Origin of the sequence: Caulobacter sp. Root343, from assembly GCF_001425745.1 — a bacterium.
GTDB lineage: Bacteria > Pseudomonadota > Alphaproteobacteria > Caulobacterales > Caulobacteraceae > Caulobacter.
Window position 1 is genome coordinate 127,773 of record NZ_LMDF01000001.1, and the last position, 23,217, is coordinate 150,989.

At 67.4% G+C, this 23,217-nt stretch carries 27 protein-coding genes; 12 read left to right on the forward strand and 15 right to left on the reverse strand.

Annotated features, from left to right (window positions below; all coding sequences use genetic code 11):
- Nucleotides 1-62: 62 nt before the first annotated feature.
- Complete coding sequence (locus ASC70_RS00625; protein WP_047412560.1) at nt 63-521, reverse strand: Hsp20 family protein; 459 nt, start codon at nt 519-521, stop codon at nt 63-65.
- 243 nt (nt 522-764) lie between these two features.
- Here ASC70_RS00625 and ASC70_RS00630 point away from each other — a divergent pair, with 243 nt between their 5' ends.
- The 5 genes from ASC70_RS00630 (at nt 765) to ASC70_RS00650 (ending at nt 4,624) form a co-directional block, all read left to right on the forward strand.
- A complete protein-coding gene (locus tag ASC70_RS00630; RefSeq protein ID WP_056045382.1) occupies nt 765-1,607 on the forward strand; it encodes a class I SAM-dependent methyltransferase in 843 nt (280 codons plus the stop codon).
- A gap of 75 nt (nt 1,608-1,682) precedes the next feature.
- On the forward strand, nt 1,683-2,576 hold the full coding sequence (locus ASC70_RS00635) for a class I SAM-dependent methyltransferase (protein ID WP_056045384.1): 894 nt from the start codon (nt 1,683-1,685) through the stop codon (nt 2,574-2,576).
- Nucleotides 2,573-3,220 (forward strand): hypothetical protein, encoded by a 648-nt coding sequence (locus ASC70_RS00640; RefSeq protein ID WP_056045386.1) that lies wholly within the window; start codon nt 2,573-2,575, stop codon nt 3,218-3,220. Before ASC70_RS00635 ends, ASC70_RS00640 begins: the two co-directional genes overlap by 4 nt.
- A gap of 89 nt (nt 3,221-3,309) precedes the next feature.
- Complete coding sequence (locus tag ASC70_RS00645) at nt 3,310-3,618, forward strand: SCP2 sterol-binding domain-containing protein (protein WP_056045390.1); 309 nt, start codon at nt 3,310-3,312, stop codon at nt 3,616-3,618.
- A 7-nt stretch (nt 3,619-3,625) separates the two neighbouring features.
- The gene (locus ASC70_RS00650; protein WP_056045392.1) at nt 3,626-4,624 is read left to right on the forward strand and encodes an alpha/beta fold hydrolase; all 999 of its coding nucleotides are present in this window, start codon (nt 3,626-3,628) and stop codon (nt 4,622-4,624) included.
- Here ASC70_RS00650 and hisN read toward each other — a convergent pair.
- Together hisN and ASC70_RS00660 are read right to left on the reverse strand one after the other, a co-directional pair.
- Complete coding sequence (gene hisN / locus ASC70_RS00655) at nt 4,599-5,435, reverse strand: histidinol-phosphatase (protein ID WP_056045395.1); 837 nt, start codon at nt 5,433-5,435, stop codon at nt 4,599-4,601. The genes ASC70_RS00650 and hisN overlap by 26 nt on opposite strands.
- 46 nt (nt 5,436-5,481) lie before the next feature.
- Nucleotides 5,482-5,880: a helix-turn-helix domain-containing protein gene (locus tag ASC70_RS00660; RefSeq protein WP_047412577.1), complete on the reverse strand. Its 399-nt coding sequence runs from the start codon at nt 5,878-5,880 to the stop codon at nt 5,482-5,484.
- Between the two features lie 119 nt (nt 5,881-5,999).
- On the opposite strand from ASC70_RS00660, the gene ASC70_RS00665 reads away from it, so the two are divergent.
- Nucleotides 6,000-6,941, forward strand: coding sequence for a lysophospholipid acyltransferase family protein (locus ASC70_RS00665; RefSeq protein ID WP_056045397.1), 942 nt, complete (start codon nt 6,000-6,002; stop codon nt 6,939-6,941).
- Here ASC70_RS00665 and ASC70_RS00670 read toward each other — a convergent pair.
- The 5 genes from ASC70_RS00670 to ASC70_RS00690 form a co-directional block, all read right to left on the reverse strand.
- The gene (locus ASC70_RS00670; RefSeq protein ID WP_047412582.1) at nt 6,938-7,456 is read right to left on the reverse strand and encodes a response regulator; all 519 of its coding nucleotides are present in this window, start codon (nt 7,454-7,456) and stop codon (nt 6,938-6,940) included. The genes ASC70_RS00665 and ASC70_RS00670 overlap by 4 nt on opposite strands.
- A 135-nt stretch (nt 7,457-7,591) precedes the next feature.
- The gene (locus tag ASC70_RS00675; RefSeq protein WP_056045402.1) at nt 7,592-8,449 is read right to left on the reverse strand and encodes a M23 family metallopeptidase; all 858 of its coding nucleotides are present in this window, start codon (nt 8,447-8,449) and stop codon (nt 7,592-7,594) included.
- Nucleotides 8,434-8,649 (reverse strand): DUF2093 domain-containing protein, encoded by a 216-nt coding sequence (locus ASC70_RS00680; protein ID WP_047412588.1) that lies wholly within the window; start codon nt 8,647-8,649, stop codon nt 8,434-8,436. The genes ASC70_RS00675 and ASC70_RS00680 overlap by 16 nt, the downstream gene beginning before the upstream one ends.
- Before the next feature lie 28 nt (nt 8,650-8,677).
- Nucleotides 8,678-10,207 (reverse strand): exodeoxyribonuclease VII large subunit, encoded by a 1,530-nt coding sequence (gene xseA / locus ASC70_RS00685; RefSeq protein WP_056045405.1) that lies wholly within the window; start codon nt 10,205-10,207, stop codon nt 8,678-8,680.
- Between the two features lie 93 nt (nt 10,208-10,300).
- Complete coding sequence (locus ASC70_RS00690) at nt 10,301-10,819, reverse strand: GcrA family cell cycle regulator (RefSeq protein ID WP_056045407.1); 519 nt, start codon at nt 10,817-10,819, stop codon at nt 10,301-10,303.
- A 238-nt stretch (nt 10,820-11,057) separates the two neighbouring features.
- Here ASC70_RS00690 and ASC70_RS00695 point away from each other — a divergent pair, with 238 nt between their 5' ends.
- From ASC70_RS00695 to ASC70_RS00710, 4 genes are all read left to right on the forward strand, one after another.
- Nucleotides 11,058-11,879, forward strand: coding sequence for an ABC transporter permease (locus tag ASC70_RS00695; protein ID WP_056045411.1), 822 nt, complete (start codon nt 11,058-11,060; stop codon nt 11,877-11,879).
- A gap of 169 nt (nt 11,880-12,048) precedes the next feature.
- Nucleotides 12,049-13,263 (forward strand): aspartate aminotransferase family protein, encoded by a 1,215-nt coding sequence (locus tag ASC70_RS00700; protein WP_056045415.1) that lies wholly within the window; start codon nt 12,049-12,051, stop codon nt 13,261-13,263.
- A 62-nt stretch (nt 13,264-13,325) separates the two neighbouring features.
- Nucleotides 13,326-14,261 (forward strand): ornithine carbamoyltransferase, encoded by a 936-nt coding sequence (gene argF / locus ASC70_RS00705; protein WP_056045418.1) that lies wholly within the window; start codon nt 13,326-13,328, stop codon nt 14,259-14,261.
- A gap of 197 nt (nt 14,262-14,458) precedes the next feature.
- Entirely contained in the window at nt 14,459-15,370 is a 912-nt protein-coding gene (locus ASC70_RS00710; RefSeq protein ID WP_056045421.1) for an Hsp33 family molecular chaperone, read from the forward strand.
- A gap of 43 nt (nt 15,371-15,413) precedes the next feature.
- Here the strand turns inward: ASC70_RS00710 and ASC70_RS00715 are convergent, their stop codons facing one another.
- The 7 genes from ASC70_RS00715 to metZ all read right to left on the reverse strand — a co-directional run bounded on the left by ASC70_RS00715 (nt 15,414) and on the right by metZ (nt 20,755).
- Nucleotides 15,414-16,265, reverse strand: a complete 852-nt coding sequence (locus tag ASC70_RS00715) for a DUF4347 domain-containing protein (protein WP_056045423.1) — start codon at nt 16,263-16,265, stop codon at nt 15,414-15,416.
- Nucleotides 16,266-16,380: 115 nt separating this feature from the next.
- Complete coding sequence (locus tag ASC70_RS00720) at nt 16,381-17,040, reverse strand: hypothetical protein (protein WP_056045426.1); 660 nt, start codon at nt 17,038-17,040, stop codon at nt 16,381-16,383.
- A gap of 170 nt (nt 17,041-17,210) precedes the next feature.
- The gene (locus ASC70_RS00725; RefSeq protein ID WP_082539659.1) at nt 17,211-17,543 is read right to left on the reverse strand and encodes a helix-turn-helix domain-containing protein; all 333 of its coding nucleotides are present in this window, start codon (nt 17,541-17,543) and stop codon (nt 17,211-17,213) included.
- 216 nt (nt 17,544-17,759) lie between these two features.
- Nucleotides 17,760-18,413 carry a hypothetical protein gene (locus ASC70_RS00730; protein WP_056045433.1) on the reverse strand — a complete coding sequence of 218 codons (654 nt, stop codon included), beginning with the start codon at nt 18,411-18,413 and terminating at the stop codon, nt 17,760-17,762.
- A 202-nt stretch (nt 18,414-18,615) separates the two neighbouring features.
- Nucleotides 18,616-19,062 carry a hypothetical protein gene (locus ASC70_RS00735; RefSeq protein WP_235519191.1) on the reverse strand — a complete coding sequence of 149 codons (447 nt, stop codon included), beginning with the start codon at nt 19,060-19,062 and terminating at the stop codon, nt 18,616-18,618.
- A 63-nt stretch (nt 19,063-19,125) separates the two neighbouring features.
- Nucleotides 19,126-19,590: a Co2+/Mg2+ efflux protein ApaG gene (gene apaG, locus ASC70_RS00740; RefSeq protein WP_047412615.1), complete on the reverse strand. Its 465-nt coding sequence runs from the start codon at nt 19,588-19,590 to the stop codon at nt 19,126-19,128.
- Nucleotides 19,571-20,755, reverse strand: coding sequence for an O-succinylhomoserine sulfhydrylase (metZ, locus tag ASC70_RS00745; RefSeq protein WP_056045438.1), 1,185 nt, complete (start codon nt 20,753-20,755; stop codon nt 19,571-19,573). The genes apaG and metZ overlap by 20 nt, the downstream gene beginning before the upstream one ends.
- A gap of 176 nt (nt 20,756-20,931) precedes the next feature.
- Between metZ and ASC70_RS00750 the strand changes: the two genes are divergently transcribed.
- Complete coding sequence (locus ASC70_RS00750) at nt 20,932-21,951, forward strand: 2'-deoxycytidine 5'-triphosphate deaminase (protein WP_047412619.1); 1,020 nt, start codon at nt 20,932-20,934, stop codon at nt 21,949-21,951.
- 326 nt (nt 21,952-22,277) lie between these two features.
- Nucleotides 22,278-23,156 (forward strand): TraB/GumN family protein, encoded by an 879-nt coding sequence (locus ASC70_RS00755; RefSeq protein ID WP_235519192.1) that lies wholly within the window; start codon nt 22,278-22,280, stop codon nt 23,154-23,156.
- Nucleotides 23,157-23,217 lie beyond the last annotated feature (61 nt).

Genomic DNA, 23,217 nt, shown 5'->3' on the forward strand with positions numbered 1-23,217 from the left:
GGCGCATCGCTGCGCCGCCCAAGTTCAGAGGGGATTAGGGGAGACTACGAAGAGGCCGTCGCTTAGGCGGCCTTTTCGCCTTCGATCAGGGTCGACGGGGCCGCCGCCTTGATCTCCACCGTGCGGGGCTTCAGGGCTTCCGGCAGTTCACGCTTCAGCGCGATCGACAGCAGGCCGTTCGAGAGATCGGCGTCGACCACCACCAGGTAGTCGGTCAGCTGGAACTTGCGCTCGAAGTTACGCTCGGCGAGCCCGCGGTGCAGGTACTGCTTGGCGTCGTCGTTGGCCGCCTTGCGGCCGGTGACGGTCAGCAGGTTTTCCTTCACCTCGACGTTCAGTTCTTCGGGCTTGAAACCGGCCACCGCGATCTCGATGCGGTAGTCGTTCTCGCCGGTGCGTTCGATATTGTAGGGGGGATAGCCCGAGGCCGCTTCGTTACGGGCCGCGGCGTCCAGCTGGGCGGCGAGGCGGTCGAAACCGACGAGCGAGCGGTACAGGGGCGAAAGGTCGATCGTACGCATAGATTTAGATCCTTCTCATCAAGCAAGGTCTTGTTGGGTTCGTCCCTTTGGCGACCCGAAATCGGCGTCGCCCTTGGTCCGGAAGGCCCGGGTACCCAGCGCCTTCGTTGAAATAGTTGGTGAGCCGATTTTCCGGTTCAAGGGGCCACAACTCGTCGAACGTGAATCGTTTGACGCCCTGGCGGCCCCGGTTAAGGTCGCGCCTCCATTCCCGTCGCCAAACTCGTCGAAGGACACGTCCCCATGCCGCTTCGTCGTCACGTTCTGCTGCTCGCCGCCGCCCTGACCCTTTCCGCGCCCGCCGCCTTCGCCGCGACGGACGCGGCGCTGAAGGCCGCGATCGCGTCGCCGACCCGACCGGCCGGAGACGTCGCCCGCGACGGCGCGCGCCATCCTTACGAGAGCCTGGCGTTCTGGGGGCTGAAGCCCAAGCAGACGGTGATCGAGATCTCGCCGGGCACGGGCTACTGGACCGAGATCCTGGCGCCCTACGCCAAGGCCACCGGCGGGACCTATGTCGCCGGCGTCACCGACCTCTCGAACCCTAAGATCTCCGAAGGCGCCAAAAAGGGGCGCGCCGACTTCGAGGCGCGCTTCGCCGACCCCGCCAAGTACGGCAAGCCGCAGTTCGTCAATTTCGGGGCTCAGTCCGGCCCGCTGGGCGCGCCCGGTTCGGCCGACCTCGTCATCACCTGCCGCAACGTCCACAACTGGACCCAGGCGCCGGGCATGGCCGACAAGGTGTTCGCCGACTTCTTCGCCGTGCTGAAGCCGGGCGGCGTGCTGGCGGTCGAGGACCATCGCGCCGATCCGCGCTCCGAGAAGGCTGCCGGCGCCGATGGCTATCTGAACACCGCCACGGTGATCGCCATCGCCGAGAAGGCTGGCTTCAAGCTGGACGCCCAGTCCGAGATCAACGCCAATCCCAAGGACACCAAGGACCACCCGTTCGGCGTCTGGACCCTGCCGCCCACCCGGCGCACGGCCCCGGCGGGGCAGCCGGCCGATCCGAACTTCGACCGCACCAAGTACGAGGCCATCGGCGAGAGCGACCGCATGACCCTGCGCTTCCGCAAGCCCGCTTGATTTTGACCCATTTGATTGGGGGGCCTGACTTTGGCCAAGGTCGGCTGCGAATTTGGCGGGCGCTACGGGGGAACGATGGATCCAATACAGCAATGGTCGCGGCGAGGCGTTCTGGCGAGCGTGGGCGCGCTGGGGCTCGCCGCGTGCGGTAAGAAGAACGACCCGGCCAAGACCGAGACCAAGGCGGCGGCTAAGGCGGGACCCGACACGATCGAGGCCGCGGTGGCCGGCGACTGGCGCCTGCCCGCCGACCGCGCCCGAGACCTCTGGCGCCACCCGGTCGAGAGCCTGAAGTTCTGGGAGCTGAAGCCCGGCCAGACCGTGGTCGAGTTCTGGCCCGGGGCGGGCTGGTACACCGATATTCTGGCGCCGTTCCTGGCCGACACTCACGGCAAGCTCTACGAGGCCGTGCTGCAGACCAACGACCCGTCCGACCCGGCCGCCGCCGAGATCGTCGAGGGCTATCGCCGCAAGCTGACCGAGAAGAAGAAGGTCTATGGCGAGGTGACCTTCACCGCCTTCGGTCCGACCAGCGGTCCGGTGGCGCCGGCGGGAACGGCCGACCTCGTGCTATTCCTGCGCAACCTGCACAACTGGATGGCCGGCGGCATCGCCGAGAAGGCCTTCAAGGACGCCCTGGCGGCCCTGAAGCCCGGCGGTATCCTCGGCGTCGAGGAGCATCGGGGCGAGCCGGGCCGGGTGCAGGACATCCTGGCCGCCGACGGCTACGTCCAGCAGGACTACGTGATCCAGATGGCCAAGGAAGCCGGTTTCGTGCTGGCCGGGACCAGCGAAATCAACGCCAATCCCAAGGACACCAAGGACCACCCGTTCGGCGTCTGGACCCTGCCGCCCACCCGCCTGTCGTCGCCGCGCGGCGAGCCGGCCGAGCCGGGCTTCGACCACGCCAAGTACGACGCCATCGGAGAGAGCGACCGCATGACCCTCAAGTTCGTGAAGCCGAAATGAGGAGAGCGCTGATCCTCGCCGCCGTCCTGGCGGCCGCCGCTACGCCTGCTCTCGCCGAGAAGACCGCGCCCGCGAACAAGGTGCTGTCTTATCTGGACAAGTACCTGAAGATCCCGCCGGGCGAGCGCACGCGCGTGCGGGTGGCCTATGCGATCCGGCATGACGACAAGCCCATCCCGAACCTGAAGGTGACCCTGGTCGAGAAGAACGGCGTGCGTACGCCGCTGCCGGTCAATGCCAACGGGTTTTTCGAGCGCCTGCCGAGCCTCGCTCAGCTGCAGGGCGACCCCGACCTGGTGTTCGACGTCCCGGCCGACTGGAAGATGGGCACGGTGTTGGATATCCAGACCCAGCTGAAGCCGGCCACCGAGTACGACGTCCGTGACCTGACGGCCACCGTCGACGAGGGCAACGCCGTCGTCGGCAAGGCGGCCGGCGTAGCCAGCTTCATGGTTCCGAAGATGTCCGGGATCGCCTTCCTGAAGGCGGAGAGCGGAGTGGTGGTCTTCGCCGACGGCCGCACCGCGCCGCTGCCCTTGGCGAAGGAAATGCCGTATTTCCGTCCCGCCGATCATCAGGGCGCCGTACGGGTAAAGTTGACAAAAACCCCGACTAGGGTCGCCTTCTATCAGGGAAAGAAATAGGTCCTCGGGTCGTCTGAACGGTGTTTACTTAACCGGACGGCCCGGTCTAGCTATCCGCAACACATATCGCGCAGAGGGAGATCGCGCTCATGGCCACGCTTCAAGAAATCACCGATCGCATCAAGGGCGCCGTGGGCGACGACAGCGGCCTCGGCAAGAGCCTCAAGTTCGACCTGAAGGACGCCGGCATCATCCACATCGACGGCGGTTCGGTGACCAACGAAGACAAGCCGGCCGACCTGACCATGACGCTCAGCCTGGACGACCTGCTGGCCATCGGCGCCGGCGCGCTGGATCCGACCATGGCCGTGATGACCGGCAAGCTGAAGCTGTCGGACATGGGCGCGGCGATGGCGCTGCAGCCCAAGATGGGCGCGCTGTTCGCCAAGATGCGCTAAGCCGAAGATGACGGAAGAGCCGGCGTTTCTGGTCTCGACTCCCGAGGCTCCGGTTCCCGACTACGGCCCAAATTCCACTGGGGCCGAATGGTTTCGCGGCGCGGATGGGGCGACCCTCCGCGCCGCGACCTTTTTCCCGCCGGGGCCCGCGCGCGGTTCGGTGGTGCTCAGCCCCGGACGCACCGAGCCGATCGAGAAGTATTTCGAAGTCATCGAGGACCTGCTGGCGCGTGGCTTCGCGGTGCTGGTCCACGACTGGCGAGGGCAGGGGCTGTCGGCCCGCGACCTTCCCGACCGGCTGAGGGGGCACGCCCGGGGCTTCAAGACTTTCCTGTCCGACTACAGGGCGCTGCTCGACACGTTCGAGGCGCGGATGCCCAAGCCGTGGATCGCCATGGCCCACTCGATGGGCGGCTGCCTGGTCATGCTGGCCTTGGCCCATGGCGAGACGCGGTTCTCGGCCGCCGTGCTGTCCGCGCCGATGTTGGGACTGAACAGCGGCGGCATCCCGCCCTGGCTGGCGACGTCGCTGGCCTGGACCCTGTCCCGCGTCGGCTTCACCGGCGAATACGTCCAGGGCGGCCAGTACGACCCGCTGGCCCAGACCTTCGCCGGCGACGCCCTGACCCACGACGAGGCGCGCTACGACCGCTACCAGGCGCAGCTGCGCGCCGATCCTCGCATCGCCCTGGGGGGCATGACCTGGGGCTGGGCCGATTTCGCCATCTCGGCTTGCGCCTGGCTGCGCCGCAGCCGGGGCGTCGAGGCGATCAAGATTCCGGTGACGATCTGCGCCGCCGAGCTCGACAACCGGGTGCTCAATCCCGACCAGAAACTGATCGCGGCGCGCATCCCGCAGGGGCGCTATGTCGAGGTTCCCGGCGCCTACCACGAGATCCTGATCGAGACCGACCCGCGCCGCGCCGTCTTCTGGCAGGCGTTCGACGAGACGGTCGATCCCGTCGCGCCGCGTGAGCCGCTTATTTCGCCGAACGCCTTAGACTGACCAGAGCTTCGTCCAGCGGACGGCGATCGCCAGAGATGACCATCTGACCGCCGTTTTGGCCGACGGGCTCGCCGCGCCAGTTGGTGACCAGGCCGCCGGCGCCCTCGATCAGGGGGATGGCGGCCTCGATGTCCCAGGACTTCAAGCCGGCCTCGATCACCATGTCCATCTTGCCCATGGCGACCATGGCGTAGGCATAGGCGTCGCAGCCCAGGCGGGCCAGCTTGGCGGCCGCCCGCACCTGCAGCCAGGCGCCGCGCTCGGCCCCGTCGAAGCAGGCGTCGGCGTCGGTGGTGGCGATGACGGCGTCGGTCAGGTTCGCGCATTCGCGGACCTTGATCGGCGTTTCCTGGCCGCGCGCCAGCAGGCGCGCGCCGCCGGCATGGCCGACGAACAGCTCGCCGACATAGGGCTGGCCGATGGAGCCCAGCACCGGGCGCCCCTGATGGCGCAGGCCGATCAGGGTGGTCCACAGCGGCAGGCCCGAGATGAAGGCGCGCGTGCCGTCGATCGGATCCAGCACCCAGACGAACTCGGCGTCCGGGCGGTCTTCGCCGTACTCTTCGCCAATCACGCCGTGTTCGGGATAGCGCTCCGAAATCAGCTTTCGGATCGCCGCTTCCGCGCCGCGGTCGGCCTCGGTCACCGGGTCGAACGCCGCGTGGCTGTCACGCGGCAGGTTCTTGCCCGCCCCCTTGTCCTCCAGGCCGTGGTCGGCCCGGAAAAGCGGCAAGATCACCTCGGCGGAAGCCCGGTTGAGGTCGATGATGAAGGCGTCGAGCGCCGCGAGCCGATCAGCGGAGAGCGTCATGGGGCGGGGTTTAACGCCCCCGCCCTAGGTACGCTACCGTAGATCGTTACGCGTCGGCGTGTTCCGGACCGCCGCCGTTCAGCGACTTGGCCAGGTCCAGCAGACGACGGCGCGGACGCTCGCCCAGCAGGTAGTACGCGCGGATCAGATCCAGCGTCTCCTTGCGAGCGAACATTTCTCCCCCCTCGGCCGCTTCGCCGGCCATGTCGCGACGCGCGTCCGACAGGCCGTCGTAGAAGTAGCCCACCGGCACTTCGAGAGCCTCGGACAGTTGCCACAACCGTGCGGCGGAGATGCGGTTGGCGCCGCACTCGTACTTCTGAATTTGTTGGAAACGCACGCCAACAGTGCCGGCCAGTTGCTGCTGAGTCAGACCCAGCAGACGACGGCGGCGACGCAGGCGTCTGCCAAGATGAACGTCGATGTCGTTGCCCATGGAAGCCATGCCCCCCCTAGTTTTCCCGACCCGTCCCGAAACGGAACGGCCTGGGCCGGCAGCCGCAAGTCGCGTGCCGGGCGAGGGCGCCGTTGCGCGAGAGGTGCGGCAGAGCCTAGTAAAGGGTCATGTCGGATACGCGTCGGCCTTGGGTCCAGGACCTGTTGTGGCGGTTGGAAGCCTTGGGCTTCGACCTGTTTATCGGGGCCGTGCGCCTGATGGGCGTGGACCGCGCCTCGGACTTCGGCGGCTGGCTGGGTCGCACGTTCGGGCCGATGAGCGGCGCGCACAAGGTCGCCGTGCGCAACCTGAAGCTCGCCTTTCCCGACAAGGACGCCGCCTGGCACGCCCAGATCCTGGGCGAGCAGTGGGAGGGCCTGGGCCGCTCGTTCGCCGAGTTCCCGCTGATGGACAAGATCCTGCCGTCGACCGGCAGGGTCGAGGTCGTCAACAAGGAACGCCTGGCCGAGATCGCCGAGAAAAGGATCCCGGTCGTGTTCGTGTCAGGGCACCTGTCGAACTGGGAGGTGATGCCCGCGGCCATCGTCGACAGCGGCGTGACCTGCGAGATGACCTATCGCGCGGCCAACAATCCCTATGTCGACAAGCGCATCCGGGACAGCCGGTTCCGCTACGGCGTGCGCCTGTTCGCGCCCAAGGGCGGCGACGGGTCGCGCGAACTGCTGAAGGGTATGATGGAGGGACGGTCGGTCGCCCTGATGAACGACCAGAAGTTCAACAGCGGCGTGGCCGCTCCGTTCTTCGGCCACGATTCGCGCACCGCGCCGGCCCCGACGCGCCTGGCGATCCGTTTTGGCACGGTGCTGCAGCCGATGTCGGTGCAGCGCCTGAAGGGCGCGCGGTTCCGGGCCGTGGTGCACGAACCGATCGTCCCGCCCAACACTGGCAATCGCACCGCCGATATCGAGGCCGGTGTCCGGATGATCAACGCCTTCCTGGAAGAGCGCATCCGCGGGCGGCCGGCCGAGTGGTTCTGGGTTCACCGTCGCTGGCCGAACGAGGTCTATGCGGCGCTGGCCGAGCGGGAGCGGGCCGAGACGCCGCGCTAGATTTCGAGCTTGTCGACGGACCCGTCCGGCTCGCCCATGCGGCGGAACGGCCCCTTGTGGTGCGGATCGACGCGACGGCGACGGCAGGGGCCGAAATAGTCGGGTGAGCGGATGAACGGCCGCGGGTGGAAGATCACGGTGTTGATCCGGTCCAGCAGCGAGCGGGCCGTCACCGGCTTGACCACCACCTCGGTCACGCCGGCGTCGCGGGCCTCGAACACGCGGTGACGCTCGGCGAAGCCGGTCAGCATGATGATCGGCAGGAACGGATCGACGCTGTCGGGCGAATTGCGGACCAACTGGGTGAACTGCACCCCGTCCAGCGGGCTCATCTTGAAGTCGACGATGGCGATGTCGGTCTGCCAGTCACGCAGGATCTGCAGGCCTTCGGCCCCGTCCATGGCCTCGCGGATGTGCTTGACGCCCACGCCCTTCAGGATCGCCGAGACGATCGACCGAATGTGCTGGTTGTCGTCCACCAGCAGAAAGCGCAGATTTTCCAGCGCCGCCGACATGCGGGAGCCGCCTCCTCAACTATCTCGCGGGAACACCGGAACACGTGGCCGCTTCCCCCAGCGACCCCTCGCTCCGATAACGGCGGCATAGCTAACGAATGATTGAAACTCGCGCCAGCGGCGAATTTCAGGAATTCAGGCGCGGAAGGGGCCCGCGCCGACCAAAAGCGACGGATCCAGGTTCCGACCGCGCCATTTCATCCGCCAGCACAGGTGCGGGCCGGTCGCGCGGCCTTCCTTGCCGGTCTCGGCGATCAGCTGGCCCTGCTGTACGTAAGTTCCCGCCGGAACGAGGATTTTCGACAGATGCAGATAGGCGGTGATCAGGCCTTGGCCATGATCGACCAGCACCAGGCCGCCCTCGTAATGCAGTCCGGTCTCGGCGAAGGCGACCAGGCCGGCGGCGGGCGCGCGCACCGGCGTGCCGACGGGGGTCGCCAGGTCAACCCCATAATGGGGACGCTTGGGCTCGCCGTTCAGGATCCGCTGACCGCCGAACCGGGCCGAACGGCGCGCGCCCACGACGGGCAGGATGAAGCCGTCGCGGAAACCCTCAATGTCGGCCTGACTCGCGAAGCCGGCGGCCTTGCGGAGGTTCTCGGCGGTGATGCGCTCCAGCAGGATCGGATCGGTCGGCGTGACCTGTTCGGGCGGCAGGCCGTCGATGCGCTGGATGTCGAAGTCGCCGGCCGCGATCGTCGCCGCGTGGGCGGCCGAGCCGTCGGGCGTGCTCACAGTCAGGGTGCTGGCAGGCGGCGCGTCGCGGTCGAAACCGGCCACGAACCAGCCGTTCGCCGAGGCGGTGGTCAGCACCTGGCCGTCGACGTCGACCACGGCGCGTGGAGCGGTGCGGCCGATGGCCCAGCCGCCCTGGACATATTTGCCCGACAGCGACAGGCCAGGCGCGGCGGCGCTCGCCAAGCCCGGTCCGATCAAGCTGGTGGAAAGCGGCAGCGCGGCGAGGACCGCGCGGCGGCTCAGGCCTGTTGCCAACGGTTCAACGCCTCGGCGGGGCCGGCATAGGCTTCCTGGTGCTCGGGGCTCCAGTAGCGCAGGGCTTCCAGCGGAATTTGCTTGTTGGTGATCGCGCACAGCACGAAGCGGCCGGGGCTGAGCACGGCGTACTCGCCGTCGCCATAGTGCAGGACGGCCAGGCCGTCGGACTTTCCAAGATCACGGTCGAAAGCGTTCATGGCGCTTACTCTACGCCAGACCGGCGTCTCAGAACAGATCGCCCTGCTCGGTCTTTGGCGGAACGGGCTTGGGGCGCGGCGGCGGAGCCGGGCGGACCGGCGCCGAAGGCGGAGTTAAGGGCGGCGCGCCCTCGTTGCCGATCACCGCCTCCCGCTCGCCGTCGGCGAACTGCAGGGCCACGTGGTCGCCCAGGCTCAAGGCGCCAGACGAGCGGATGATGGTTCCGTCGGCCTTGCGCACCAGGGCGAAACCCAGCTCCAGCGGCCGGCGCGGATTGAACGACTGGCGCAGCTTTTCCAGGTTGGCGAGTTGATCGCCGGCGCGGGTCAGCCGGCGCTGGGCGGCGGAGTCCATGCGGGCCCACAGCAGCGGCAGGCGCGCATGGGTCGCGGCGCGTTCCGGCGCGCGAACCCCGCAGGCGTTCAGGCGGCGGGAGAGGTCCGCCAGCCGCTCGGCCTTGATCGCCCGCTGGCGGGTCAGCACCTCCGGCGTCAGGCGCGCGGTGGTCTTCAGCAGGTCCTGGGCGTGGACGGTGGTGTTGCGATGCAGGGCCGCGTCGAGGCGGCCCGAGGCGATGTCGAACCGCTGCTGGGCCAGGGCCAGCAGGTCGGCGGGCCGGGGCAGGCCGCGCGCGGCGCTGACCAGGCGCGTGCGCCGCTCTTCCAGGGTGCGCGAGCCGCAGCGGTTGAGACGGCGGTCGAAATCCGAGATCAGGGCCCGCAGCTCGGCCAGCACGGGCGTCGCCATCTCGGCGGCGGCCGTGGGGGTCGGCGCGCGGCGATCCGAGACGAAGTCGATCAGGGTGGTGTCGGTCTCGTGGCCCACCGCCGAGATCAGCGGGATGGTCCCTTCGACCACGGCGCGGGCCAGGCTCTCGTCGTTGAAGGCCCAGAGGTCCTCGACCGAACCACCGCCGCGGGCGACGATCAGGATGTCCGGACGCGGCACGGGGCCGCCTGGGATGATCGCGTTGAAGCCTCGGATCGCGGCGCTGACCTGGGCGGCGGCCTGGTCGCCTTGCACGACGACGGGCCAGACCAGCACCTGGCAGGGCCAGCGGTCGCGGATGCGGTGCAGGATGTCGCGGATCACCGCGCCGGTCGGGCTGGTGATCACCCCGATCACGGACGGCATAGAGGGCAGGGGACGCTTGCGTTCCGGCGCGAACAGGCCCTCGGCCGCCAGCTTGGCCTTCAGCCGCTCCAGCTGGGCCAGCAGCGCGCCGACCCCGGCGGCCTCCATGCTGTCGATGATGATCTGATAGCGCGAGCCGGCCGGATAGGTGGTGATCTTGCCGGTGACGATGACCTCGAGCCCATGCTCGGGCCGTACGCCCAGGCCGCGGACGCTGCCCTTCCAGACGACGCCGTCGATCGCGGCCTTGTCGTCCTTGATGGTCAGATAGACGTGGCCGTTGCCGTGATGGGTGACCTTGGACAGCTCGCCGCGCAGCCGCACGAAGCCGTAGCGGTCCTCCAGCGTTCGCTTCAGGGCGAAGGCCAGCTCGGAGACCGAATAGGGCAGAGCGTTGGAATCGGTCGGCGCGAGGTCCGTCATGGCCCTTATCTAGAGCCTCCCCCCAAAATGGAAAATCCCGGACAGTCGCGAGACTGTCCGGGATCCGCCGCCTGAGAGACTTTGTTGTTCTTCTTAGATGTAGCGGCGAAGCGAACGGGCGAGCTCGGTGGCGCCGCCCTTCTTCTTGGTCTGCTGCGGCTGGTAGGCCACCCGGGCGTGCTCGACGCAGTAGGGACCTTCCGACGAGCGGCGGCCGCAGAAGGTGAAGCCTTCCGACGACGGATCGCCGATCGGCCACTTGCACATGTGCGCGCCCAGGGTCAGCACGGTGGCCGAGCCAGGCTCTTCGTGCCGGAAGGCCGGCAGCGACGGCGGGACCGAAGCCATCGGAACCGACGGCGTCTCGACCGGCGCCACGCGACGCGGCGCTGACGGCATGGCCTGAGCAGCCGGACGCGCCGGACGCGGAGCCTTGAAGGCCGGACGCGCCGGTTGCGAGGGGGCCGCGCGGCCCGAGAGGCCCAGGCGGTGCACCTTGCCGATGACGGCGTTGCGCGTGACGCCGCCCAATTGCTTGGCGATCTGGCTGGCGGACAGGCCGTCCAGCCAGAGCTTCTTCAAGGTCGAGACCCGTTCGTCGGTCCAGCTCATAACCCGTCTCCGCCGGTTCGATGAGGCGGAGAGCGTCCCCACGCTCGCCACCCCATATTTGGTGATCAAACCGCCCCGCCGGCGGTCGTCCTACTAGATATCGTAAAGAATGTGTTAAAACGCACAATGGGCGCCATCGACTCTGTCCACAGAAACAAGATGTTGATTCAGGCAAGCCCAAGCTTGCGGAAAGCCCCCCCAAGGCGCACATGGCCAAGCAGAACAACGGGTTGAGCCTATGAGAGACATGGCCGAGAGCGTCATTCCGCCGCAGCCGCGCGACTATCACGGCTGGAACTGGAGCGGCTTCGTCACGCTCTATCAGCGCGAAATCCGCCGGTTCTGGAAGGTCGGCACCCAGACGGTGGCCGCGCCGGTGGTCACGACTCTGCTCTACATGCTGGTTTTCGTGGTCGCCGTGGGCGGCAGCCGGCCGGCCGTGGGCGGGGTGACCTTCGGCCATTTCGTGGCTCCCGGCCTGATCATGATGGCGATCCTGAACAACGCCTTCGCCAACTCCTCGTCCTCGCTGATCCAGGCCAAGATGATGGGCCTGACGCCGGACTTCCTGACCCCGCCGCTGTCGGCTCTCGAGCAGGTGCTGGGCTTCGCCCTGGGCGCGGCGACGCGCGGGGTGGTGGTCGGGGCGGTCACCGCCGCCGTCATCAGCGTGCTGCCGGGCGCGGGCCTGTCGTTCGCCCACCCCTGGGCGATCGTCTATTTCGCGGTCGCCGCCTCGCTGATCCTGGGCCTGGCCGGCGTGCTGGCGGGCTTGTGGGCCGAGAAGTTCGACCAGCTGGCCGCCGTCACCAACTTCCTGATCATGCCCATGACCTTCCTGTCGGGCACCTTCTACCTGGTCGACAAGCTGCCCGAGCCGTTCCGTTCGGCCAGCCACTACAACCCGTTCTTCTATCTGATCGACGGCTTCCGCTACGGCTTTATCGGCCACGCCGACGGCTCGATCGCGATCGGGGTCATCAGCATGGGCGTGCTGACCGTTGGGCTGTTCCTGTGGTGCTGGCGGCTGTTCGTCACCGGCTATCGCCTGAAGAGCTGACACCGGTGACCGCTGGGCTCACCTGTGACCCGCGCGACAAAATCGCCGGATTTGACAGGTCTTTCACGGCCCTTTGATTGACAGGACGCGGTTCCACGGCGACAACCTGCGGCCTTCCGGTCCCCGTGCGAACAGCGCGGGGGCTTCTTTCCTTTTAGGAGGGCCGGTCTTGAGCACCGCGACGTCGTCCAACTCCTCGCAGAACCACATCATGGGCGTGTACAACCGCGCTCCGCTGGCGTTCGACCGAGGCCGAGGCGCGCGCCTGTTCTCGACGGACGGCGGCGAATATCTGGACTGCGTGGCCGGCATCGCCACCTGCGGCCTGGGCCACGCCCACCCCGTTCTGGTCGACGCGCTGAAGACCCAGGGCGAGAAGCTCTGGCACGTCTCCAACATCTACACGATCCCCGAGCAGGAAGTGCTGGCCGACAAGCTGTGCGCCAACACCTTCGCCGACGTGGTGTTCTTCACCAACTCGGGCACCGAGGCGATCGAGTGCGCCCTGAAGGCCGCGCGCCGCTATCACGTGGTCAACGGCCAGGCCGAGCGCGTGGACATCATCGGCTTCGACGGCTCGTTCCACGGCCGCTCGTACGCGGCGGTCAACGCCTCGGGCAACGCCGGCTATCTGGACGGCTTCGGCCCGCGCCTGCCGGGCTACAGCCAGCTGCCGTTCGGCGATCTGGAGGCCCTGAAGGCCGCCATGAACGAGACGACGGCCGCCGTGATCATCGAACCCGTGCAGGGCGAAGGCGGGGCGCGGTCGCTGACCGAGGCCCAGCTGGACGAGCTGCGCCAGATCACCCGCGACGCCGGCGTCCTGCTGATCTTCGACGAAGTGCAGAGTGGCATGGGCCGGACCGGCAAGCTGTTCGCCTACGAATGGGCCAGCGACGCCGCGCCGGACATCATGTGCGTGGCCAAGGCCCTGGGCGGCGGCTTCCCGGTCGGCGCCTGCCTGGCGTCGAACGAGGCGGCGCGCGGCATGACGCCGGGCGTCCACGGTTCGACCTACGGCGGCAACCCGCTGGCCATGGCGGTCGGCAAGGCGGCGTTCGACGCGATCAACTCGCCCGAGCTGCTGGACAACGTGAAGACCGTCGCCGGCTACTTCACCCAGCAGCTGAACGGCCTCAAGGACCGCTTCCCGGACGTCATCGTCGACATCCGCGGCAAGGGCCTGCTGATCGGCGTCAAGGTCGTGCCGAACAACCGCGAATTCATGGTCATGGCCCGCGATCAGAAGCTGCTGATCGCCGGCGGCGGCGACAACTGCGTGCGCCTGCTGCCGCCGCTGAACCTGACCATCGAGGAAGCCAGCGAGGCGATCTCCAAGCTCGAGAAGGCTTGCGAGACCGCGCGCGCCAAGGCCGCCGTCTAACCAACTGAACCTTTGAAAGCCCCGCTCTGGCCGCGCCAGGGCGGGCGCTAGGGATTTGGCCCATGACCGCTCCCCGCCACTTCATCGACCTGTGGAAGCTGGACGGCCCGACGCTGCGCTTGCTGCTCGAGGACGCCAAGGCCCGCAAGACCGCCCGCAAGGGCTGGCCGCAAGGCAAGGTCGACGCCGACGCGCCGGCCAAGGACCGCGTGCTGTCGATGATCTTCCAGAAGAACTCGACCCGCACCCGCTTCTCGTTCGACGCGGCCATGCGGCAGCTGGGCGGCGATGCGATTATCTCGACCTCGTCGGACATGCAGCTGGGCCGGGGCGAGACCATCGAGGATACCGCCAAGGTGCTGTCGCGCATGGTCGACGCGGTGATGATCCGCGCCAACAGCCACGCCGACGTCGAACGCTTCGCCCAGGTCTCGACCGTGCCGGTGATCAACGGCCTGACCGACAAGAGCCACCCGTGCCAGATCATGGCCGACCTGCTGACCATCGAGGAGCGCTTCGGCGACGTCGGCGGCAAGACAATCGCCTGGGTCGGCGACGGCAACAACGTCTGCTCCAGCTTCATCCACGCCGCGCCGCTGCTGGGTTTCGAGCTGAAGATCGCCTGCCCGGCGGTCTATCACGCCGACCTGCACGACCTGGCCCGGGCCGAGAGCCTGCAGGGCAAGGTCAGCATGACCACCGACGCCAAGGAAGCCGTACGCGGCGCCGACGTGGTGGTGGCCGACACCTGGGTCTCGATGGGCGACACCGACCATGACGAGCGCCTGGCCGCGCTGGAGCCCTATCAGGTCGACGACGCCCTGATGGACCTGGCCAAGCCCGAAGGCGTCTTCCTGCACTGCCTGCCGGCCCACCGCGGCGAGGAAGTCACCGACGCGGTCCTGGACGGCCCCCGTTCGCTGGTCTGGGACGAGGCCGAGAACCGCATCCACGCCCAGAAGTCCGTGTTGGCCTGGGTGTTCGGGGCGATCGGGTAGGGGGGCTTATCATCTCTCCTCCCCTCTGGGGGAGGGGGACCGCCGAACGGCGGTGGAGGGGCCTGCCGCATGCGCGGCCCTACGCTTCGCGACCCCCTCCGTCACGGCGCGTATTCGCACCGCGCCACCTCCCCCTAATGGGGAGGAGAAATGGTCACCCTCGCAATTGTCGCCCCGCCGTCCTATCTAACCGCGCCATGACCGACATCGCCCCCAATCCAGGCGTCCTCGACGACGTCGTTTCCGCATTCCAGATCGAAGGCCTGCCCGTGCGCGGCCGGGTCGTCCGTCTCGGCGCCGCCGTCGACGAGGTGCTGACGCGCCACGACTATCCCGAGCCGGTCGCCAACCTGCTGGGCGAGGCCTGCGCCCTGGCCGCCCTGGTCGGCTCCAGCCTGAAGTTCGAGGGCCGACTGATCATCCAGGCCCAGGGCGACGGCCCGGTGCGCTATGTCGTGGTCGACTACGACACCTCGGGCGGGCTGCGCGGCTATTGCCGGTTCGATCCGGAAGAGGTCGCCAAGGCCTCGGAAGGTTTCGCGCGTCCGGGCGCCAAGAGCTTGCTGGGCGGCGGCGTGTTCATCATGACCCTGGACCAGGGTCCCGACATGGACCGCTATCAGGGCGTGACGCCGATCGAGGGCGAGACCCTGGCCCTGTGCGCCGAGCAGTACTTCGCCCAGTCGGAACAGACCCCGACCCGCGTGCGCCTTGCCGTCGGCCAGGTCGACACCGGCGAGGGGCCGAAATGGCGGGCCGGTGGGATCTTGATCCAGGTCATCGCGGGCGACCAGGCCCGGGGCGACACCCAGGACGCCTGGACCCACGTCCAGGCCCTGTTCGAAACCACGGGCGAGGACGAACTGATCGACCCGACGGTCACGACCCCGACTCTGCTGTGGCGGCTGTTCAACGAGGACGGCGTGCGCCTGCTGGACGAAAAGCCGCTGCGGGCCTTCTGCCGCTGCTCGGAGGATCGGATCGGCGTGGTGCTGGACTCGTTCTCGACCGAGGAAGTCGCCGAGATGGTCGAGCCCGACGGCAAGATCCATGTCACCTGCGAGTACTGCTCGCGGATCTACAAGCTGGATGCGCCGGCTGTGGCGTGACGAGAAGGGCGTGGAGACGGTCGCGAGGCGACCGTCTCCGGTTCTACTTCTTGCCCAGCAGCTCGCGGAACCGCGGCGTGACGGGATAATAGTTGTTGCCGTCCTTCAGCACATGGTGCGCGAGGACATGGAGCGACCGTTTGATGACCACGTCTTCGATCTCGGCGGTGATCTGGATATGGCCGGTGATCTTCGCGCCGGGTTCGTCGTCGGTCGTGAACGGTTGATCCCAGACCACTTCGGCGGCCAAGTCCATCGACAGTTCGACCGTGAAAGACCCTTTGCCGTAGGGTGTATAGACCGCCGACACGATCTTCGCCGGTCCCTTGGCGCCCGGAACGTGAAGCTCGGCCTTGCCCATGGATGAACCCGTCTGGGTCTGCGTCGGCGGATTGATCGGCGCCGGCTGTTTGGACGGAGTGGCGGTCTGCCAGACCGCGCCCGAGTGCAGGTAGAAATCACCCTGTGGGGTACAATAGATCAGACCCGTCGGCGCCGAAACCGGGGCGTTGACCGTCTTGGCGAGGTCGAACAGCAGCTTGGCGCCTTCCTGGCCGGCCCCGACCGTGCAACCGAACAGGAACAGCTCCTGAACGGTCCCGGCTAGGGTCGCCATGTCCGTCTTCCAATCGCTGTCATTGTCGAAACGGATGCACTGACCGGCGGCCTTGCCGGTGTCGATGTCGCCTTCGCAGCCATGGCCGACGAGGTTGGCGGGGCCAGGCGCCTTCTGCTGCTTTTCGCAGTTGAGCAGATTGCTGGCGGCCTGATTTGTGGTCGCGTTGGCCTTGGCGCGCGGATTGCCGGTGCGCGCATTTTCGAGATAGGGGTCCGGCGTCGTGGAATCGATCGTCGTGCAGCCGGTCAGCGGGGATTTCATGTCGGGGGTGGACATAGTCCGCTCCTGTAAATGTCGTGAAAGGGCGCAAGGCGGGCCATCGGGTGGGCGACGACCCGCCCGCCGTGCGGCGAGGGCGGAGCAAGCGGTGGGGGGCGGCTCCGCCGCGCCGTCAGCTGTAGCTGACCGAGAAGGCGCCGTTGGCGCTCTGGATCACCGTGGCGGTGTTGAAGGTCGATCCGGTGAAGTCGATGGCGGCGGTGGCGTTGGACGCCGTCGTCACGGCCATGATTTCGCCTTCGGTGAAGTCGCCGTCGGTGACGTAGAACTTCACGATCGGCGTCAGGTTGTACTTCTCGTTCGGCGCGGCTTGGAATGTGGCGATCGGCGACGGAATGCCGCTGCCATTGTCGCTGGCCAGGCCGAAGGCGAAGCCGCTGGCTGGCGTGAAGTCCGTGGTGGTGAGGATCTCGAACGACCCGCCCTGCGCCGTGCCGGGGCTGACCATGTCGATGAAGCCCCGCGCACCGGCGTCGACGCCGCTGACGAAGGACACGGTGTCCTGGGTGCCGGTGTTCATCAGCAGGGCGCCGCCGGAGTCGACGGTGACGCCCGGGCTCAGGCTGGGCTGCTGGGCCCAGTAGGCGTAGGTGTTCTCGTTGTAGATGACGGTGTCCCAGCCGCCGTTGGTGACCTTGTTGAAGGTGCGCCAGGCGTTGGTGAAGATTTGCGGAGAGGCGCCGTTCGCCGTGACGATCGGCGGCTGGAGGGTAACGACATAGGATTTGTCGAGTGTCGATTGATTAGAGACTCGAATGGTATAGGTAGCCATCGACTGATTTCCTTTTAGGTAAAAGTTTGCGTTCATCGAATGAAGGTGGTTGAATTTATCTATTCATACTCAACCTTATCGATAATTGATCTTGTTACGATCATGGGCTTTAAACCAGGCGTGGCGACTTGCTTGGCGGGGAAGTCGGAAAGCTAAAATTTGCACTGAGCTCAAGGCGACTGGGTCACGTCGTCGAGCAGGGCCAGCAGATGCATCAGAGCGGAGCGCCGCAGTTTGCGGACGATCTGGACGAGCTCGAACTCTTCCGCCGCCAGGGTCTCGGCCGAGTGGGCGTCCATCTCGCCTCGGCCCAGCACCAGCCAGTCCAGCGAGATGTCCAGGACCTCGGAGATGCGCGCGGCGTTCTCGAGCGACATGGGGCCGCCCTTGCGCCAGCGGCTGATGGCGCTCTCGTGCACGTCGAGATCCAGCGCCAAGGCCATCATCTTGGAAATGCCGCGTCCCTTGATGGCGCGGCTTAGCCGATCCCCCCTGGACTCCATCACTCGGCTCACTCAAAGGGCGGGGCCGTACTGAGCCCCACCCACCCGAAGCGAAAGATAGACAACCGTAATCAGTATTCGGTTTGGGTTTATCCTATGGTTGTATTACCGATCGCGCTCGCTGAAACACGGGGCGCGCGAATTTCTCTGCGGTCGGAACGTCGGGGAAGGGACTGAGCGGCTCGACCCGGCGAGTCGTGAATGGGCCGGCCAGGATCAGCTGTAGGTGACCGTGAAGGCGCCGTTGGGCCCATGGGCGACCGTGGCGGTGGTTTGTGGCTGGCCGGTGAAGTCGATCGCCGCGCAGGTGTCGGATATGGCCGGGACGTCGATCACCTGGCCGGGCGTGTACAGGCCGTCGGCGACGTAGAACTTCACCACGGGCGTAATGTTGTAGGTCTCATTGGGTTGGGCCTGGAAACAGGCGGTGGGGGCTGGAACGACGCCGCCATTGTGGCTGGCCAGGCCGAACACGAAACTGTTCGCAGGCGTGAAGTCCGGCGGACTGGTGATCGAAAACGAGCCGTTCTGCGCCGGGTCAGGGCTGGCGACGCTGGTGAAACCGGTCGCGCCGGTGTTCGAGAAGGTCACCGCGTTCCCGGTGGCGGTGTTTACCGGCATGGCCCCGCCGGAGTCCAGGACAGCGCCCGGCGTCAGCGCCGCGTTCGCTGGCGCCCAGTAGGCGTAGGTGGTGTCGGAATATTCGACCGTGTCCCAACTGCCGTTGGTGACGTTCTCGAACGTGGCCCAGGCGTTGGTATAGATCGGGGGCGTTCCGCCGCTGGCGCTGACGACCGGCGGCTGCATGAAGACCACGTAGCTCTTGTTGGCCAGGGACTGGTTGTAGATGCGGATCGTGTAGGTCGCCATCGGTTCACTCCTGTGACCGTGTGAGAGGCGCACGACAAGCCAGTCCGCGGCGCGGCGCCGACGGCGATGGAGCGAACAAGGGACGTCTTCATGCGCCTGCTTCCTCCGAAGCGGCGCCATTAAGGCGGGAAGTTCAGCCTCAATGCAACCTATGCTGAAATCGTGTCGGCGAACGCCTCACGCGGGCATTCGCCTGGAGCGATCAAAACCCGCAGCCGGTGCTCTTCCAACCGGCCCGGAAGGCTTGGCTGTTATCGGCCGTTTCGAGCGTGGCGATGGTGGGCCGCGCCATGAAGCGACGCTTTTCGGTTTCGCCCGACGCGGCGATGCTGTCGACCACGCCGCAAACGATCATGGCCTTCTCGTAGCGGCCGGTGCGCAGGCCTTTGAGCTCGGCCGAGTCCGGGTTGGCCAGTTGGACCGCGATGGCCTTCTCGATTTGCGGCATGAGCCTTTGGACGCGCGCCTGTTGAGCGCTGGTCTGGAAGTCCACGCGTCCGCGGCCGATCTCGACCGTTGGTGTCGGTCGGGATTCCGACGCGGGATCGAAGAAGGGATGGTTGGGCTGCTGGGCGATGGCCTGCGGGGCCAGTACGGCGGCGCCGATCAAGGCGCAGAGGGCAGTCTTGGCGAGCATGGCGATCTCCAACAGAAAGCTGTCCGCCGAAGCTCAACCTCTACGGTCGCTTTGTCAATCCGCGCGCGGCGGGCGTCAGTTCAGCTTCAGCGCCGCGCCGGGCAGGTGCAGCGAGAATTCCGGGATCTCGACGTCGAACAGCTCGCCGTCGGCGGTGACCATCGCATAGCTGCCCCGCATCGCGCCCGAGGGCGTGGGCAGGGGGCAGTTGGAGATGTAACGGAACGCCTCGCGGGGCTTCAGTTCCGGCTGCTCGCCGACCACGCCGCTGCCCTCGACGTCGCTGACGCGGTTGAAGGCGTCGATGATCGTCCAGCGCCGCGAGACCAGGGTCACCGTCTCGCCGCCGTGGTTCTCGATCTCCACCGTGTAGGACCACAGATAGAGGCCCTGTTCGGGCGAGGATTCCTCGGCCGCATAGGCGGGGAAGACCCGCACGACGATGTCGCGCGTGCGCGCCTGATAGGCCGCGCCGTCCTGGCCCCGGCGGCGGCGCATCCTCTGCAGCGAGGGCGAGGTCTCACGCCTGATCGAGCGCACGGGTCACATCTCGCGTCAGATCGCCGAGGGCCTCGAGCCCAACCGACAGGCGCACGCCGCCTTCGGTCACGCCCAGCAGCGGACGCTGCTCTTCCGGCACCGAGCGGTGGGTGGTGGTCGGCGGGTGGGTCGCCATCGACTTGGCGTCGCCCAGGTTGTTGGAGATGTCGACGATCTCCAGGGCGTTCAGAAACTTGAAGGCCGCCGCGCGCGAGCCGAGGTCCAGGGCGATCACGGTGCCGCCGCCGGTCATCTGCTTCTTGGCGATGTTGTGGCCCGGATGGTCGTGACGGAAAGGATAGAGAACCGTCTGAACCTTCTTGTGCTCGGCCATGACATTGGCCAGGGCGAAGGCGGTGTCGGTCTGGCGGCGCACGCGCAGGTCCAGGGTCTCGAGGCCCTTCAGCATCACCCAGGCGTTGAACGGCGACAGCGACGGGCCGGTGTGGCGCAGGGCGTCGCGGTAGAATTCCTCGTTGATCGCCTCGCTGGTCAGGATGGCCCCGCCCAGCACCCGGCCCTGGCCGTCGATGTGCTTGGTGGCCGAATAGACGACGACGTCGGCGCCCAGCTCCAGCGGCTTCTGGAAGATCGGCGTGGCGAAGACGTTGTCGACGATGACCTTTGCGCCGACCGCGTGGGCCATCTCGGCCACGGCGGCGATGTCGGTGATCTCGAGGACCGGGTTCGAGGGCGTCTCGATCAGCACCGCCTTGGTGTTGGGACGGATCGCCGCCTCCCAGGCCTTGGGATCGGTGGCGTCGACGAAGGTCGTCTCGACCCCGAAGCGCGGCAGCCATTCGGAGACGATCCAGCGGCACGAGCCGAACAGGGCGCGGCCGGCCACCACGTGGTCGCCGGCGCGGACCAGACCCATCAGGGCGGCGTGGATCGAAGCCATGCCGGTGGCCTGGGCGCGGCACACTTCGGCGCCTTCGAGCAGCGCCAGGCGGTCCTCGAACATCTTCACGGTCGGATTGTTGAACCGCGAATAGACGAAGCCGGGATCCTCGCCCGAGAAGCGGCGGTCGGCGCCCTCGGCGCTGTCGTAGGTGAAGCCCTGGGTGAGATAGAGCGCCTCGGCGGTCTCCATGAACTGCGAGCGCGCGATCCCCCCACGAATGAGCTTCGTCGCGACATCCCAGTCTTTTGGATCCTCGGCCACGGGCCTGCCTCCTTACGCGTAAACCGCCGGCATAAAGGGTTGGGGCGGCTGCACGGTCAAGGGTGATCGCCTTTTTCTCAAGGAGAGAATTGTCACGCGCGAAAAGCGGATTGTCACGGGCGAGTTCCTCAGACCGAGCCTTGCCTTTGGGGCGAGGTTTCGCGAGTGTCGCGCCGATGACCGACGCCCACGCAGCGGGGATTCTGCCCTGCCAGACCATCGAGGAACTGATCACCGAAGAGGCGATCACCTCGGCCACGCCGTTCGACACCGACCAGGTGCAACCCGCCAGTCTCGACCTGCGGCTGGGCGCGCGCGCCTGGCGCGTGCGCGCGTCCTTCTTGCCAGGCCTGCACAGAAAGGTGCCCGACCGTCTGAAGGACGTGGCCATGCACGAGCTGGACCTGACCAAGGGCGCGGTGCTGGAAAAGGGCTGCGTCTACATCGCCGAGATCCAGGAACGCCTGACCCTGCCGATGACCATCTCGGCGCGCGGCAATCCCAAGAGTTCGACCGGCCGGGTGGACGTGTTCGTCCGCCTGCTGACCGACCACAGCCGCGCCTTCGACGACGTCGACGCCGGCTATACCGGCCCGCTCTATATCGAGATCGCGCCGCAGACCTTCTCGGTGCTGGTGCGCGCCGGCACCCGCCTGAACCAACTGCGCCTCAAGCGCGGCGAGCCGGCCAAGCTGGCCACCCGCAGCGTCGGGGTCGACCTGACGCCAGGTGTCGTGGGTTTCCGCGGCCGCCGCCATGCCGGGGTCGTCGACCTGGACCACGAGGACGGCCACGACCCGCGCGACTACTGGGAGCCGCTGGAGGCCCGCCACGGCGAGCTGCTGCTGGATCCGGGCGAGTTCTATATCCTGGCCTCCAAGGACGACATCGAGATCCCGGTGCTGGAAGCGGCCGAGATGACCCCGATCGATCCGTCGGTCGGCGAGTTCCGCGTCCACTATGCCGGCTTCTTCGATCCCGGCTTCGGCACTGAGGAGGCGGCGGCGGTCGGCTCCAAGGGCGTGCTGGAAGTGCGCAGCCACGAGACGCCGTTCCTGCTGGAGGACGGCCAGACCGTGGCGCGGCTGGTCTACGAGCCCCTGACGGCGCGTCCGGTGCGGCTGTACGGCGAGGGCGGTTCGCACTACCAGCGCCAGGGTCTGAAATTGTCCAAGCATTTCAAGGCCTGGTCGTAGGTCGGAGTTAGAGCCGATCGACATTCACTGAGCGTTGAATTTACCCGCCTTCCTGGGCCTTGTGCCCAGGACCCAGGGTTCAGCTTTAACAGAGCTGAGGCTGAGTTCACGGTGTTTCGGCCGCGCGGACCTTAGAGAGTCCACGCCTGCCTCGAACATGGGTCCTGGGCACAAGGCCCAGGAAGGCAGCGGGATTTGCTCCAGATGAATGGCGATTGGCCCTGCCTGGGGCGTTAGGTCGCGGGCCGCGTTCACTTCTGGCTCGCTAGACTCGCGCTTATCTCAGGGCTCGGTTTCGGTCGGGCTTTGCAGTGATGTTTCGTGGCGTGTTGAGACGCCTGTCGCGCGGGGCGATCGCGGCGGGTCTGGTTTGGGCGGCCCTTAGCGGCGCGGCCAGCGCTGCGCCCGCCATGTGGGAAGTCCGCGACAAGGACTCCGTCGTCTATCTGTTCGGCTCAATGCACGTGCTGCGCCCGGACGTCCGCTGGCGCACGGCCGCGTTCGACCGCGTCTATGCCGCCGCCGACCGCGTCTGGTTCGAGACCCGCGCCGACCTGCCCCCTGACGAGGTGAAGGCCCTGGTCGACCGCTACGGCGTCGATCCCGACCGCTCCCTGACCCAGAAACTGTCGCCGACCGCCCTGGCCACCCTGCGGCCGGTGCTGGATCGCGACGGCGTGCCGCTGGAACGCGTCGAGCGCCTGCGGCCCTGGGCGGCGGCGATGATGCTGTCGGTCGCGCCGATGGCCAAGGCCGGCGGCAGCGTCGCCAGCGGCGTCGACTCGGCCACCACCCGCCGCGCCCGGACCGCCGACAAGCCGATCGCCATCTTCGAGACCTTCGAACAGCAACTGCGCATCTTCGCCGACCTGCCCGAACAGGCCGAGCTGGCCTATCTGGACGACGTCGCCCGCGAACAGCTGTCGCCGCCGCGCGACGGCGTGGCCTTGGAGCGCGCCTGGCTGAAGGGCGACATGGGGCGGCTGGGAACGCGTCTGGTCGACCGCATGAAGACCGAGCGCCCGGCGCTCTACGACGCCCTCCTGCAACGCCGGAACCTGGCCTGGGCCGACCGCCTGGACGCCGAGATGCGGCAGGGCAGGGGAACCGAATTGGTCGTCGTCGGCGCCCTGCACATGGCCGGCGCCGAGGGGCTGCCGGCGCTGATGAAGGCGCGCGGCTATGCGGTCCGAAGGGTCCAGTGATCTGTCGCAGGGCCTGTCGCGCGGCAACCCGCCGCACCACATCTGGTGGACACTCAGTGCG